Source organism: Streptomyces sp. DSM 40868 (assembly GCF_011820545.1).
GTDB lineage: Bacteria > Actinomycetota > Actinomycetes > Streptomycetales > Streptomycetaceae > Streptomyces > Streptomyces eurythermus.
Genome location: NZ_CP050504.1, coordinates 2,938,772 through 2,952,468, shown reverse-complemented (window position 1 = coordinate 2,952,468; position 13,697 = coordinate 2,938,772). Strand labels below are relative to the sequence as shown.

The window sequence follows — 13,697 nt, the reverse complement described above, 5'->3', positions numbered from 1 at the left end:
ACGGGGGTGGTTCCCGGCGGACGGGACTGCGACTCCCTAGGGGCGCGGGGAACCGCGCGAGCGGCCACGGTGTTGCCGCAGCCGCACGACGGGCCTTGCTCACCCGGACGCGTCGCGTCGCGGTCGCAGGACGGGCCGGGGTCACCCGGACGCATCGCGCCGCCGTCGGGACTGCCATATCGCCGCGCCTGCCAGCAGGGCCACCACCCCCACGCCGATCGGCAGGCCCAGGGACGGGCCGGACCCGGAGGACTCGGAGGAGTCGGACTCCGGCGCGGCGGTGGGCTCGCGGTCCGTGGAGACCTGCTCGCCGCACCCCTTGTGCGGGTAGCCCGCGATGGCGCACAGCAGGGCGTTGGTGTCGTAGCGCAGCGGCCCCGCCACCGCGGCGAGCGCGTCCGCGCTGGACGCGTCGGACGGCACCCGCGCGCACACGGCCCGCCGCTCCGGCGGGGCCTCGCCGGACGGCGCGTCCGCGGGCGTGCCGAAGTCGAGGACCAGGCCCACCCGCTTGGACCCGGCCTTCGCCGGGGTGTCCGCGCAGATCGTGTCGAAGTCCGCCGTACCGCGCGGCCGGCCGGCGTCCGCGGCATCGGCGCCCACGGTGAACCGGAACCCCTGCACCGTACCGTCGCCGGGCCGGACGGAGGCCGGGCCCTGCGTCGCGTACGTCCAGTGGCCGTCGGTGCGCTCCCAGAAGGACCAGTAGCGGTAGCCGGTCGCACCGGCCCGCCCGGCGCAGACGAGGAGGAGCAGCGCGGCGACCAGCACCGGCGCGGTACGGCGGACGGCGGTCACGGCTGCTGCTTCTTCCGGCCGCTGAGCAGGAATCCGACACCGATGCTCGCGACGAGGCAGACGCCGAAGATCCACCAGCCCCAGTTCCGGGACTCCTTCTTCTCCTCCTCCTCGTGCTGCTGACCGGAGGTGTCCATCTGCGGGGCCGGACCCTGCGAGTTGAGGGCGCTGACGAGGCTGGTGCCGTTGAAGTCGCCCGGCTGCTCGCCGAGGGCGTGGGCGGCCAGGATCAGCTGGGCGTAGGCGGCGGGACCGCTCTGCTCCGCCCACGGGCTGGCGTTCTTCTCCAGCCAGGCGTACGCCTTGCGGGCCGGTTCGGTACGGCCGTTCGCGGCGAGCGCGACGACGGCGTCCGCGGTGTTGCCGAAGTCGGGCTGGGCCTTGGCGCCGGGCAGGGTGGACTCCAGGTGCCCGGTCTTGCCGACGGCCGCCGCCAGGTAGACGCCGGCGTTGTCGGCGACCTGGGTACGGGAGGTGGCCTTGACGCAGGTGTCCTTGGCGGGGGCCTGGCCGGCGCGGGCCACGAAGCCCTTGCCGAGCGCGCCGAGCAGACCGGCCGCGGTGGCGTCGGCGTTGGGCAGCAGCTCGCCCTTCTTGTCCGGCTGGAAGGCGAGGGCGCCGCCGCCGTCCTGGTCACAGGGGATGGACCAGGCGGGCAGGGCGTCGTAGGGGGACTTGCCGGACTTGCGGACGGACGCCGGGTCGGTGCCGGCGGCGGCGAGGGCGCCGATGACGACGGAGGTGGAGTTGGTGTCGCTGGGGTCGCCCGGGTAGTAGCTCCAGCCGCCGTCCTTGTTCTGCACGGACTTCAGCCAGTTCACGGCCTTCTCCACCACACCGCCGTGCCCGCCGGTCGCGGCGAGGGCCTGCACGGCGGCGGCCGTGCTGTTGGTGTCCGTCTTCAGCTTGTCGTCGCAGGGCTTGTCCGGGGTGGCCCGGAAGGCGGCGAAGGCGCCGTCCGCGCACTGCTGGCCGGTGAGCCAGTCCACGGCGGCGGGGGCGGGCCTGTAGCCGAGGGTCCGCTGCGCGACCAGCGTCAGCGACTGCCGCCACACGCCGTCGTACGTCGGGTCGCCCTTGCCGTACAGCCCGGCGGGGAGCGTGGCCTTGGGCGACGGGGACGGGTCGGCGGCCGTGGCGGGCGCGGCGGCGGCCAGCACGCCTACGGCGGCGAGAGCCGCGGCACTGCGGCGGACGTTCATGGTCGGCGACTGCCTCTCCTGCGGGGAGCCGGGCAGCGCGCGGGTGACACCCCGGGCGGCTCGGCTCCGTCAACCTCGACGGTGCCGTGCGCGGCGGACCACCGGCGCACGCGAGCCGTCAACGACCCGGCGAGGCGTTCCCGCCCGCTCCGGCCAAGCCGGTGACGCGGCGAAGACACCGCCGGAATTGCACCGGCTTTCCCCCGTACGGGTGTGACGACCCCGCCACTTTACCGGCCGCCCCGAACGGGACCGGCGGTGGCCGTGGGCATGCGGCGGGAAGCGGCGGACGAAGCGCGCGCGGAAAACACGCCACCCGCCTTCCGGGGCAACTCGTACATAGGTTCTATCTGTACTAAGTGCCGCTTTTTGCAGCTTTTCTCGGCAATCGAACAAAGGGGACACTATCTGACGAGACCTCAGCTACGAGAGGGCTGCGTCCCGATCAAAGGAGGAACAAGGCACATGAAGGAAAGAGAGGCACGTCCGGCACGACCGGGAAGTGACGCGCACTGGGTACTCGGTTTCGACGGATCGTGCCGCACCTGCGGAGAGATCTCGCAGGCGGTCGCCGCCGCCTGCGCCGGCAGGCTCGAGGTGCTCCCCCTCGAGAACCCGCGGATGAAGGAGTGGCGGGCGGCGGCCCTCGGCCCCGACGCCCCCTTCGCACCGACCCTGATCCGTGCCGACGGGGACGGGCGGGTTCGCGCGTGGACGTCGCACCGAATGGCCCTTCCCCTCACCCGTCGTCTCGGGGTGCGCGCCACCTTCCGGGTCCTGAGCGCCCTCGGCCGGCTGCGCGAGCAGATCCATCAGCCGCTGGTCGGCCCTGCCGACGACACCAAGCGGTTCAGCCGTAAGCAGTTCCTCCGCCTGGGCGCCGGCGCCACCGTCGCCGGGGGCCTGCTGTTCACCGGAACGGCGCCGGCCTTCGCCGAGGAACGCCGCACCGCCGCCGCGGCGTGGGTGACGGCCAACCGGGACCGGCTGCCGCAGACCTACCAGGCGATCATCGCCTACTCGCCCGACTACCGCAGGGCCATCCACGCCGCGCTGCCGGCCTCCACCCGCGCGCGCCTGTGGCGCGAGCACGTCGCGAGTTACCGGGCCGCCCACCCGCCCACGACCTCGGAGCAGCAGCGGGCCCTCGCCGACCTGGAGCGTTACATCTCCGATGACGCGGTGTTCGGCGGCGACAAGAGCGACAAGTCGGACGCACGGGTCCGCGCGGACCAGGAGATGAGCCGGCGGATGATCGCGGCGTTCGGCGCCGACGAGGCCTACCGCGTCATGGCGTCTCTCGGCCCGGACGACCAGCCGGTCCCCGCCAGGGCCGAGTACTGCAGTTGTTCCGACGCGTCGGACTTCTGCCGTATCGGAACGCACTGCCAGTACCGGGTTTCCTGCGAACGGATCCCGAGCGGCTGCGGAGCCTGGTGGGACTACACCTGCGACGGTCACTGCTTCCGGAACGGGTGAGGCCGTCCCACCGGGGGCCCACCGCCGGCGTGGCGTCGACGCCGGTGCACTGCCGTCGACGCCGACCGGGGGCGAAGGGGAGCCGGCAGGGCGATCCCTAGGCCGCGTGGACGTGGACCGCCGGATGGACCGTGGCGGTGAGGTGGCGGGACATGCGGCGCAGGGCGTGTTCGCACTGGGCCGGGGTGTCGGCCGTGGCCACCCAGTGGGCCAGGCGGTCGGTGATCCGGGCGTGGGGGGCCGCCGTCACCGGGTCGCCGGGGCGGCGGGTGAGGACCATGCGCTCGGCGCACGGCTCGTCCGCGGCGGCCGGGTCCAGGTGGAGGTGGGCGAGGCGGCCGGTCACGGTCGGATAGGCGAACTGGACGGCGGCGGCCCGCTGCCGGGTCGGCGTGACGTCCGGGAGCCCGCCGGTGGCCAGGGTCGCCGCGGCCCCGGCCAGATCGACGCCGGTGGCCCGCTCCACCAGCAGCGTGATCAGGTCGCCGGGCGGGTACGGGGCCACGCCCAGGACGCGGGGGCCGCGCGCGGTCAGCCGCAGCGTGATGTGCGCGACGGTGTGCGTGAGCCGCAGGGCGCACACGGCCCGCTCCACGCACTGGCGCAGGAAACGGTTGTGCAGCAGCACGTCGTGGGCGTGGACGCCGTGCCGCAGCGGGCTGCGGGCGGGCGCCGGGCCCGGGGTCGTACGGGTGAGGGCGACGATGCGTACCTCGTCGTCCAGGACGACGGCCTCGGCCGACACCGGTTCCCCCTCGGTGTCCGCCGGATCCGCCGTCGGCACCCGGTGCCGGTCCAGCAGCGCCCGTAACGCCGGCGGATCGGCGCACGTCACGGCCGTCTCGTACGGCAGGCCCGGTAAACCGAGCCGGGCGGCCAGACGCGCCGCCGCGGGCAGGTACTCCGGGGACCAGGCCAGTACGCCTGCGGGGGAGTGTCTCCGTAACGCCCCCGCCGTCCGTTCCGCATCGGCCGGGTCCGCCGCCAAGTGGGCGGTCGCGTACGGGCGGGCCCAGCGGGCGGGCGGGAACGGGTCGACCAAGAGGACCGGGCGGGCCGCGGCGACGCGTGCCAGCGGGAACTCGCCGCAGATCTCCCCCCGGCCGGCCCCGAGGAGCACGACGGGCTGGGCCATGGGCCTGGACCTTCCTCGGGGGGAAGGCGATCAGGAGCGCCCCGGGTGCCGCTCCCCCATAGGCGGCACCCGAGGCGGGTCGGATCTTGCTCTCCGTGCAGTGATCCTCACCCACCGCGCCCTGAACTGTCAACGATAGCTGCGTAATTACGCAGGGAGCCTTGTCAGATCTGGTCGTCAAGGGGGCAACCTAGTAGCCTCGCGCCCAGCCGGCGAACGGAAAGACACGCAGGGGGGACTCGGTGAGTGACGCCTACGCCGCGCTGGCCGACGTGCTGGAACGGCTCGGCGAGCTGACCGGCAGACCCGGCCGGCTGCCGGAGGCCCTCGACGTGGCCGGCCTCTCCTACCGCACCGGCATCCCCGTGGGCGTCGTCGTGGAACTCCTCTCCGGCGGCCGGGCCGGCGAGACCTGCCTCGCCCACCGGGTGCGCCAGCGGCTGGACTTCATCCGGGAGACCCGGCGCCGCCCGGACGGCAAGCGGTACTCCCTGGACGAACTCGCCCGGATCGCCGGAACCAGCAGGCAGTGGCTGAGCGAGTGGCGCAAGAGCGGCATGCCCAGCCTGGAACACGCCGACCGGCTGCGCCGCTTCTTCGGCCTGCCCGCCGGCTTCTTCACGGCCGACGAACCCGAGGCGCTGTTCGAGGCGCTGCAACCGGTGCTGCAGAGCCTGGAGGCCGAGGCCGACCCGCTGCTCAGACTGCGCGAGAGCGGCCTGATCCGGCTCGCCGCCCGGGCCCCGCAGATGAACGCCCGGCAGCTCGCCACCCTGGCCGACCTGGCCGAGATGATCATCGCCTCGGAGAAGGCGGGAGACACCGGGCGTGCCTGAACAGTCCGCCAAGACCCCGAGGCCCAAGCGGACTTCCCGGTCGGCGCTGCGCCTCGGGCCCTTCGGCTCCCCGAAGCGCTTCCTGGACCGGCTCGTGCGCGAGACCGTCCGCACCCTCACCCCGCCGACCACCCCCGAGGCGTTCCTGCACGCGCTGTGCGCCACCCTCAGCCCCCACCTGGACCGCCCGGTCAAGCTGCGGTTCGTCGCCTTCCCGCCGGGGCTGGACATCTCCGGGATCACCCTCGCCCGCGAGGAGGACTACATCGTCGTGGTCGAGCAACGCGCCCCCGACCCGCACAAGTTCGTCATCGCCGGGCACGAGATCGGCCACATCCACTACGGAACCCTGGACGTCCACTACGCCCCCGGACTGCCCGCCGCCGCCCGCCGGCTGCTGGCCCGCGCCGAGGACGACATCCCCTGGGACCGGGTGGTCGCCATGGCCACCCGGTCGCCCGCCGCCGAGGCCGCCGAGGCCGAGTGGGAGGCCGAGGAGTGGGGGCTGCGCCTCGCGGCGAAGTTCTCCAAGGTCGTCGGGCCCGGCGCGGCCGGCCGGATGACCCAGGACACCCTCACCGACCGGCTGTCCTCCTCGCTGGGCAACATAGGCGGCCCCTGATGCGCTGGGACATCTCCGGCTCCTGGGTCTCCTACGCCGTCCCGGCCGTCCTGTTCGCCGTCGCCTTCGTGATCAAACTGCCGCTGCTGCGGCGCGCCTGGCAGGACCCGATCCTGCGGGCCACCGCCGTGCTGCTCGGCATCGGCACGCTCGTCTTCGTCTCCCTGCCACCGGCCAACCTGCACCGCATCAACGTCCTCACCGGCGTCCCCAACTTCGCCGCCGTGTGGGTGTACTGCCTCGCCACCGCCTACTGCGGGGCCTGCCTGTGGCTCATCATCACCTGGCGCGAACCGCCGTCCGCCGCCCGCCGCCGGCGCACCCGCCAGGTCGGGCTGGCGTACGCCGCCGTCATCGCCGGACTGTGCGTGACGTTCCTGCTCGCCGACCACCGCGTGGAGCGGCTGCGCGACCTCGACACCTACTACGCCCGCACGCCGTGGATGCGCGAGTTCATCCTGCTCTACGTCGTCGCCCACACGGCGTCCGCGCTGGTCGCCGCCGGGATGCTGCGGGCCTGGTACCGGGAGGTCGCCGACACCTGGCTGCGCCGCGCGGTGATCTTCCTCCAGGAGGCATACGCCCTCGGGCTCCTCTTCGACGTCGCCAAGTTCGCGGCCATCGCCGGCCGGTGGAGCGGCCGGGACTGGGACTGGCTGTCGACCTACGCGGCACCGCCGTTCGCCATCGCCGAGGCGGGCCTGGTGGCGGTCGCGTTCATCGTCGGCCAGGCCGGTCCGGTGCTGGCGGAGCGGCGGCGCCTGGTCCGTGAACACCGGCGGCTGAAACCGCTGTGGCAGGCCATGCTGGCCATCACCCCGCCCGCCGCGCCCGCCACGGGCCGGGTCAGCGGCGCCGCCCTGCGCCTGGAACTGCGCCGGGCCGCCATCAACGACGGCCTCCTCAAGCTGGGGCCGTACCTGAGCGCGTCCCGGCGCGAGCGGATACGGTCCGCGGCGCTGGAGGCGGGCTACCCGGAGCCGGTCGCGCGGGGCATCGCGGGGGCGGTGGACCTCCGGTTCGCCGCGACGGCACTGCACGCCCCGGACGACCCGGAACACCCGGACTCCCAGGCCGAGTTCCTCGCCTTCCCCTGCGTCCCCGACAGCGAACTGCAGAACGTCTCGCACGCACTGCGCAACCATGAGGCGGCGATAGAGAGGTTCCACCGGCAGGCTCTCGCGGGGGAAGGGGCGGGTGTCGTGGGGGGTTCCGGAGTACGGGATCTGGGGGCATCGGCCTGACCCCCGCCGTCCCTCGACTCGCCGTCCTGCGTCTCGCCGCCCCTCACACCGCCACGTACGCCACCGGCTCGCTGCCCGGTACCGGCTCCGCCCCGCCCAGTCGTCCGCCTGCTGCCCTAGGTGTGCTGTCCCGGGACGTTGGTGACACGCGTGCTGGGTGCTTGAACAGGTGAGGGCCTTCTGGGTTCGGTGTGGATTGCGATATCCGCCGCCGACCGGCAGGCTGCGTCTGGCCCGGTGTGTCGTGGACGACGGCCGGCACGTGGAGGTCGACCGGTCCCTCTGCGTCGGCTCGGCCCAGTGCCTCCACCACGCCCCCGGCGGCTTCCGGCCGGACTCCGCCCGCCGGTCCCGGCCCCCCTGCACCGGACACCGACGCGAGCGAACAGTTCCTGGCGGCGGCCGAGGGGTGCCCGGTGGAGGCAATCGTGATCACGCTGGCGGACAGCGGGGAGGCGGTGTTCCCGCCGGAGGAGTAGGTGCCCCTTGTGGTGTGGCGCGGCTCACACGGGCGCCATGTCACGGGGGAGCGGCCCGTCTCGTCTCGGGAGTGACCAACTGCTCCGATGGGAGGCCGAGATGAAGGTAGTGGTGGTGGGTGCCGGGTACGCGGGCACGTTCGCGGCGAACCGGGTGGCCAAGAAGGTGAAGGGCGCCGAGGTCACGGTGGTCAACGCGCGCCCCGAGTTCGTCGAGCGCATCCGGCTGCACCAGCAGGTCGCCGGGACGGCCACGGTGGCGACGCCGCTCACCGGGATGCTGCGGCCCGGCATCGCCGTGCGGATCGGCAGCGTGGAGAAGATCGGCGACGGCACGGTGGTCCTGGACGACGGCGAGAGCCTCGCCTTCGACCACCTCTTCCTGGCCGTCGGCAGCACCGTCCGGGCCCTGCCGGGCACGGTCCCGGTCGGCACCTGGGAGGGCGCGCGGCAGGCACGGGCCGAACTGGCCGCCCTGCCCGGCGGGAGCACCGTGACGGTCGTCGGCGGCGGGGCGACGGGCGTGGAGACCGCGACGGAGGTGGCCGAGGCCCGGCCCGACCTGCGGGTCCGGATCGTCGCGCCGGCGGTCGCCGACTGCCTGTCGGGCGGGGCGCGACGGCGGGCCCTCGCGGCGCTGGACCGGCTCCGGGTGGAGACCGTGGACGACGGGGTGACGGAGGCCGCCGACGGCATGGTGCGGCTGCGGTCGGGGCGGGAACTGGACTCCGACCTGACCCTGTGGGGGATCGTGGCGGGCGTGCCCGACCTCGCCGCGCGCAGCGGACTCGAGGTCGACGCGGACGGCCGGGCCGTCGTGGACGCCTACCTGCGCAGCGTCACCGACCCGCGGATCTTCGCCGTGGGTGACTGCGCGGGCGTGGCCGGCGCCCGGTTCGGCTGCCAGACCGCCGCCCCGCAGGCCCAGGCCGCCGTCGACGCCCTGGCCCGCCTCGCCGAGGGGCGCGAGCCGGAGCCGTACGACCTGCGGTACGTGGCCCGGTGCGTCAGCCTCGGACGAAAGGACGCGGTGGCCCAGTTCACCCACCCCGACGACAGCCTCAAGGACAGCCACCTCAAGGGGTTCACGGCGGTGGCCTTCAAGCGGATGGTGTTCACCGGCACCCGCTACATCACCCGCAAGGCGGTCAGCGCCTGAGGGCGGCGGTGTTGGGGGCGCTGGGGCCGAGTCCTCCCACCTGCATGGAGCAGCTGACCGACCTGTTCTCCGGGCACGGCTACGGCGCCGAGCCGGCCGGCGGCTTCCAGCTGCTGTGCGCCTGTTGCAGCGAGGGCACGGTGGAACGCGAGCGCGCCGTCCACGCGGGCACCCAGCGGGTCTTCCTGGCGGCCCCGGAGGAGGAGGCCCGGCGGCTGCCGGCCCGGTGGGCGGCGGGCGGCGCCGGGAGGGGCTGGAGGCGGTCTGCTGAACCGCGCCCACCAGGCGGTACCGCGTTGGCAAATGGTGGGAATTGAGCGGTTCCGTCAGGAGGTTTCCGGTATATCCTGATATCAGCCTACGAGGCGAGTGAGGGAGTCCGACCGGAGTAGCCGACTCAGGCGAGACGCGAAGAGCATCCGCCCGGGCCGACAGCGACGGTAGGGCTGAGAGGTCGGAAGGCGGCGACGCCGGACGACGACCCCCATTACCTGATCCGGACCATACCGGCGAAGGGAACCCGTCTCGTAGGTCTTTCCATGCCCCCTCCGGCGGGGCTCAGGGCCGTCGGGAGTGCGCGGCGGCCGGATCCGTCAGGTCGATCAGCCGGCACACCGTCTCGATATCGATCTTCACCTGGGCGATCGAGGCGCGGCCGGACAGCCAGGTGATCAGCGCCGAGTGCCAGGTGTGCTCGATGACCCGGACCGCGGACAGCTGCTCGGGCGTGGGGTCCGCCAGGCCCATCGCGTCCAGGATGATCGCGGTCGTCTGCCGGGAGACCTGGTCGACCTCGGGCGAGACGCTGCGGTCGGCGAAGGTGAGCGCGCGGACCATCGCGTCGGCCAGGTGCGGCTCCCGCTGGAGCGCGCGGAAGGCCCGCATCAGCGTCTCCGCGACCCGCTCGGCGGCCGTGGCGCCCGCCGGGGGCTTCTTGCGCAGCGTGCCGTGCATGTGCTCCAGCTGATCCTGCATGGTGGCGACCAGCAGATGCACCTTCGACGGGAAGTAGCGGTACAGCGTGCCCAGCGCCACCTGCGAGGACTCGGCCACCTCACGCATCTGCACGGCATCGAACCCGCCCCGCCCGGCGAGCTGCGCGCTGGCGCGCAGGATCCTGCGGCGGCGGGCCTCCTGCCGCTCGGTGAGGGATGGCGCGGCCGGGCGCGAGGTGCTGGCTTCCGCAGGCATGGGTCCCGTTCCGTGACAGTCGGTGAGGGGGTCTGTAGGGCTCGTGATCGGCCAGCATGGCAGGGCCGCGCGCCGTGGCGCGAATCACCCGATCCACTGCTCACAGCGCCCCTACCTGCCGGTAGATTCGGAGCCTCTTGAACGATCAAGTCTGAAACTTGTTCTAGATTAGCGTCCCGTCGTAGTCTCGCGGGACAGTGCAGGCAGAAGGGGGCACGGAGTGACCGCTGAGGCCCGGGAAGCGGGTGCCGACCAGGAACCCGCTGCCGACGGGGGGCGACCGCTCGACATCGCGCTCCTCACCTACAAGGGGAACCCGTTCTGCGGGGGACAGGGCGTCTACGTACGGCACCTCTCGCGCGAACTGGCCCGCCTCGGGCACCGCGTGGAGGTCATCGGCTCCCAGCCCTACCCCGTGCTGGACGAGGGCTACCCGAACCTCACCCTCACCGAGCTGCCCAGCCTCGACCTCTACCGTCAGCCCGACCCCTTCCGCACCCCGAAGCGGGACGAGTACCGGGACTGGATCGACGCCCTCGAAGTCGCCACCATGTGGACCGGCGGCTTCCCCGAGCCGCTGACCTTCTCGCTGCGCGCCCGCCACCACCTGCGCGCCCGGCGCGGCGAGTTCGACGTCGTCCACGACAACCAGACCCTGGGCTACGGCCTGCTCGGCGACATCGGCGCCCCCCTGGTCACCACGATCCACCACCCCATCACCGTGGACCGCCAGCTGGAGCTGGACGCGGCCGAGACCTGGCAGCGCCGCTACTCGGTGCGCCGCTGGTACGCCTTCACCCGGATGCAGAAGCGCGTCGCCCGTCGGCTGCCCTCCGTCCTCACCGTCTCCGGCAGCTCCCGCCAGGAGATCGTCGACCACCTCGGGGTCCGCCGCGACCGCGTCCACGTCGTCCACATCGGCGCCGACACCGACCTGTTCGCGCCGAATCCCGCCGTCGCCGAGGTACCGGGCCGGATCGTCACCACCTCCAGCGCCGATGTGCCGCTCAAGGGGCTCGTGTTCCTCGTGGAGGCGCTCGCCAAGGTGCGCGCCGAGCACCCCGCCGCCCACCTCGTCGTCGTCGGCAAGCGCCCCGCCGAGGGCCCGGTCGCCCAGGCGATCGAGCGCTACGGCCTCGCGGGCGCCGTCGACTTCGTCAAGGGCATCTCCGACGCCGAGCTGGTCGACCTGATCCGCTCCGCCGAGGTGGCCTGCGTGCCCTCGCTCTACGAGGGCTTCTCGCTGCCCGCCGCCGAGGCCATGGCCACCGGCACCCCGCTGGTCGCCACCACCGGCGGCGCGATCCCCGAGGTCGCCGGCCGCGACGGCGAGACCTGCCTGGCCGTACCGCCCGGCGACGCGGACGCGCTGGCCGCCGCGCTGAACCGGCTGCTCGGCGACCCCGGGCTGCGGGCCCGGCTCGGCGCGGCGGGCCGCGACCGGGTGCTGGCCAACTTCACCTGGGCCCGCGCCGCCGAGGGCACCGTGGCCCACTACCGCGAGGCCATCGCCCGCGCCGCCCGCACGGGAAACCCCGCCCGCCCGGCGGCCCCGGGCCGCCCTCAGGCTCGAACCGGCCCGCGCGTGGGCACCCCCACCGCGGCTCCCGTTCCCGGCCGCTCCGCGGCCCCGGCGAGCGTCGCGGCCCCGCCAAGCGCCGCGTCCGCGACCTCGGCGAGTGACACCAGCGTCTCCTCCGAAAGCAGGGCCACGTGCTGACCGTCGACTTCTCCCGGTTCCCGCTCGCCCCGGGCGACCGCGTCCTGGACCTCGGCTGCGGGGCCGGCCGGCACGCCTTCGAGTGCTACCGGCGCGGCGCCCGGGTCGTGGCCGTGGACCGCAACGGCGAGGAGATCCGCGAGGTCGCCAAGTGGTTCGCGGCGATGAAGGAGGCCGGCGAGGCCCCCGAGGGCGCCACTGCCACCGCCATGGAGGGCGACGCCCTCGCCCTGCCGTTCCCCGACGAGTCCTTCGACGTCGTCATCATCTCCGAGGTGATGGAGCACATCCCCGACGACAAGGGCGTGCTCGCCGAGATGGTCCGCGTGCTCAAGCCCGGCGGCCGGATCGCCGTCACCGTGCCGCGCTACGGCCCCGAGAAGGTCTGCTGGGCCCTGTCCGACGCCTACCACGAGGTCGAGGGCGGCCACATCCGCATCTACAAGGCCGACGAGCTGACCGGCAAGCTCCGCGAGGCGGGCCTGAAGCCCTACGGCAGCCACCACGCCCACGCCCTGCACGCCCCCTACTGGTGGCTGAAGTGCGCCTTCGGCGTCGACAACGACAAGGCGCTGCCGGTGCGCGCGTACCACAAGCTGCTGGTCTGGGACATCATGAAGAAGCCGTTCGCCACCCGGCTCGCCGAACAGGCGCTCAACCCGCTGATCGGCAAGAGCTTCGTGGTCTACGCGACCAAGCCGCACCTCCCCTCGCTCGGCGCAGAGGCGGACGCCAGGTGACCACCCCCCGGACAGAACACCTCGTCCTGCCCGGGGTCCTCACCGCCGAGCAGGCCGCCGCGACCGTCGCCGGCATCCTCGCCGGACAGCGGGAGGACGGCGCCATCCCGTGGTTCCGTGGACACCACCTCGACCCCTGGGACCACACCGAGGCCGCCATGGCCCTGGACGCGGCCGGCGAACACGAGGCCGCCGAGCGCGCCTACACCTGGCTGGCCCGGCACCAGAACGAGGACGGCTCCTGGTACGCCGCCTACGCCGACGGCGCCCACGACGACGTCACCGACCGGGCCCGCGAGTCCAACTTCGTCGCCTACATAGCCGTCGGCGTCTGGCACCACTACCTCTCCACGGGCGACGACACCTTCCTGGACCGGATGTGGCCGGCCGTCTACGCGGCCGTCGAGTGGGTGCTGCGGCTCCAGCAGCCCGGCGGGCAGATCGGCTGGCGGCGCGACGACGACGGCACGCCCACCGCCGACGCCCTGCTCACCGGCAGCTCCTCCGTCCACCACGCGCTGCGCTGCGCGCTCGCCATAGCCGAGCAGCGCGAGGAACCGCAGCCGGACTGGGAGCCGGCCGCCGGGGCGCTGCGGCACGCGATCCGCCGGCACCCCGAGCGCTTCCTGGACAAGGACCGCTACTCGATGGACTGGTACTACCCGGTCCTCGGCGGCGCCCTGACCGGAGCAGAGGCCAAGGCCCGGATCGAGGAGGGCTGGGACCGGTTCGTCGTGCCCGGCCTCGGCGTGCGCTGCGTGGTCCCCAACCCCTGGGTGACCGGCGGCGAGTCCAGCGAACTCGCGCTGGCCCTGTGGGCGGTCGGCGAGTCCGACCGGGCCCTGGAGATCCTCCAGTCCATCCAGCACCTGCGCGACCCCGCGACCGGCCTCTACTGGACGGGCTACGTCTTCGAGGACGACGCGATCTGGCCCCGTGAGCTGACCACCTGGACGGCGGGCTCGCTGCTGCTGGCCGTGGCCGCGCTGGGCGGCCACGAGGCCACCTGCGCGGTCTTCGGCGGCGAGCGCCTGCCGACCGGCCTGGACCCGGACTGCTGCGCCTGACCGACGCCGGCGCGGGCATCCGCAC

General features: G+C 73.7%; 13 protein-coding genes and 1 pseudogene. 10 read left to right on the top strand and 4 right to left on the bottom strand.

What is annotated here, in order from left to right; all coding sequences use genetic code 11:
* Window positions 1–141: 141 nt before the first annotated feature.
* The gene (locus tag HB370_RS13290; protein ID WP_030789691.1) at window positions 142–798 is read right to left on the bottom strand and encodes an SCO2322 family protein; all 657 of its coding nucleotides are present in this window, start codon (window positions 796–798) and stop codon (window positions 142–144) included.
* Complete coding sequence (locus HB370_RS13285) at window positions 795–2,000, bottom strand: prenyltransferase/squalene oxidase repeat-containing protein (RefSeq protein ID WP_030789694.1); 1,206 nt, start codon at window positions 1,998–2,000, stop codon at window positions 795–797. Before HB370_RS13285 ends, HB370_RS13290 begins: the two co-directional genes overlap by 4 nt.
* A 465-nt stretch (window positions 2,001–2,465) precedes the next feature.
* On the opposite strand from HB370_RS13285, the gene HB370_RS13280 reads away from it, so the two are divergent.
* Window positions 2,466–3,479, top strand: a complete 1,014-nt coding sequence (locus HB370_RS13280) for a bacteriocin fulvocin C-related protein (protein WP_051816066.1) — start codon at window positions 2,466–2,468, stop codon at window positions 3,477–3,479.
* 97 nt (window positions 3,480–3,576) lie between these two features.
* Here HB370_RS13280 and HB370_RS13275 read toward each other — a convergent pair whose 3' ends face one another.
* Window positions 3,577–4,614, bottom strand: coding sequence for a hypothetical protein (locus HB370_RS13275; protein ID WP_030789699.1), 1,038 nt, complete (start codon window positions 4,612–4,614; stop codon window positions 3,577–3,579).
* Window positions 4,615–4,856: 242 nt separating this feature from the next.
* Between HB370_RS13275 and HB370_RS13270 the strand changes: the two genes are divergently transcribed.
* The 6 genes and pseudogenes from HB370_RS13270 to HB370_RS13245 all read left to right on the top strand — a co-directional run bounded on the left by HB370_RS13270 (window position 4,857) and on the right by HB370_RS13245 (window position 9,271).
* Window positions 4,857–5,450 carry a helix-turn-helix transcriptional regulator gene (locus HB370_RS13270; RefSeq protein ID WP_030789702.1) on the top strand — a complete coding sequence of 198 codons (594 nt, stop codon included), beginning with the start codon at window positions 4,857–4,859 and terminating at the stop codon, window positions 5,448–5,450.
* A complete protein-coding gene (locus tag HB370_RS13265) occupies window positions 5,443–6,072 on the top strand; it encodes a hypothetical protein (protein ID WP_244405508.1) in 630 nt (209 codons plus the stop codon). Before HB370_RS13270 ends, HB370_RS13265 begins: the two co-directional genes overlap by 8 nt.
* A complete protein-coding gene (locus HB370_RS13260; RefSeq protein ID WP_051816067.1) occupies window positions 6,072–7,316 on the top strand; it encodes an MAB_1171c family putative transporter in 1,245 nt (414 codons plus the stop codon). The genes HB370_RS13265 and HB370_RS13260 overlap by 1 nt, the downstream gene beginning before the upstream one ends.
* A 244-nt stretch (window positions 7,317–7,560) precedes the next feature.
* Window positions 7,561–7,795: pseudogene (locus tag HB370_RS41880) on the top strand (ferredoxin).
* Between the two features lie 100 nt (window positions 7,796–7,895).
* On the top strand, window positions 7,896–8,954 hold the full coding sequence (locus HB370_RS13250; RefSeq protein WP_037702746.1) for an FAD-dependent oxidoreductase: 1,059 nt from the start codon (window positions 7,896–7,898) through the stop codon (window positions 8,952–8,954).
* Between the two features lie 44 nt (window positions 8,955–8,998).
* Window positions 8,999–9,271, top strand: a complete 273-nt coding sequence (locus HB370_RS13245; protein WP_157855636.1) for a hypothetical protein — start codon at window positions 8,999–9,001, stop codon at window positions 9,269–9,271.
* A gap of 241 nt (window positions 9,272–9,512) precedes the next feature.
* Here the strand turns inward: HB370_RS13245 and HB370_RS13240 are convergent, their stop codons facing one another.
* Window positions 9,513–10,145, bottom strand: a complete 633-nt coding sequence (locus tag HB370_RS13240; RefSeq protein ID WP_030789716.1) for a TetR family transcriptional regulator — start codon at window positions 10,143–10,145, stop codon at window positions 9,513–9,515.
* 220 nt (window positions 10,146–10,365) lie between these two features.
* Between HB370_RS13240 and HB370_RS13235 the strand changes: the two genes are divergently transcribed.
* The 3 genes from HB370_RS13235 to HB370_RS13225 are packed head-to-tail and all read left to right on the top strand — an operon-like array spanning window position 10,366 to window position 13,672.
* Window positions 10,366–11,865, top strand: coding sequence for a glycosyltransferase family 4 protein (locus HB370_RS13235; protein WP_030789719.1), 1,500 nt, complete (start codon window positions 10,366–10,368; stop codon window positions 11,863–11,865).
* Complete coding sequence (locus HB370_RS13230) at window positions 11,859–12,605, top strand: class I SAM-dependent methyltransferase (RefSeq protein WP_030789722.1); 747 nt, start codon at window positions 11,859–11,861, stop codon at window positions 12,603–12,605. Before HB370_RS13235 ends, HB370_RS13230 begins: the two co-directional genes overlap by 7 nt.
* Complete coding sequence (locus HB370_RS13225) at window positions 12,602–13,672, top strand: prenyltransferase (RefSeq protein ID WP_167512977.1); 1,071 nt, start codon at window positions 12,602–12,604, stop codon at window positions 13,670–13,672. Before HB370_RS13230 ends, HB370_RS13225 begins: the two co-directional genes overlap by 4 nt.
* Window positions 13,673–13,697 lie beyond the last annotated feature (25 nt).

Bases quoted from the DNA above. Each gene is read 5' to 3' on its own strand.
- HB370_RS13285 (WP_030789694.1), bottom strand. From the start codon at position 2,000: ATGAACGTCCGCCGCAGTGCCGCGGCTCTCGCCGCCGTAGGCGTGCTG.
- HB370_RS13280 (WP_051816066.1), top strand. From the start codon at position 2,466: ATGAAGGAAAGAGAGGCACGTCCGGCACGACCGGGAAGTGACGCGCAC.
- HB370_RS13275 (WP_030789699.1), bottom strand. From the start codon at position 4,614: ATGGCCCAGCCCGTCGTGCTCCTCGGGGCCGGCCGGGGGGAGATCTGC.
- HB370_RS13260 (WP_051816067.1), top strand. From the start codon at position 6,072: ATGCGCTGGGACATCTCCGGCTCCTGGGTCTCCTACGCCGTCCCGGCC.
- HB370_RS13250 (WP_037702746.1), top strand. From the start codon at position 7,896: ATGAAGGTAGTGGTGGTGGGTGCCGGGTACGCGGGCACGTTCGCGGCG.
- HB370_RS13245 (WP_157855636.1), top strand. From the start codon at position 8,999: ATGGAGCAGCTGACCGACCTGTTCTCCGGGCACGGCTACGGCGCCGAG.
- HB370_RS13240 (WP_030789716.1), bottom strand. From the start codon at position 10,145: ATGCCTGCGGAAGCCAGCACCTCGCGCCCGGCCGCGCCATCCCTCACC.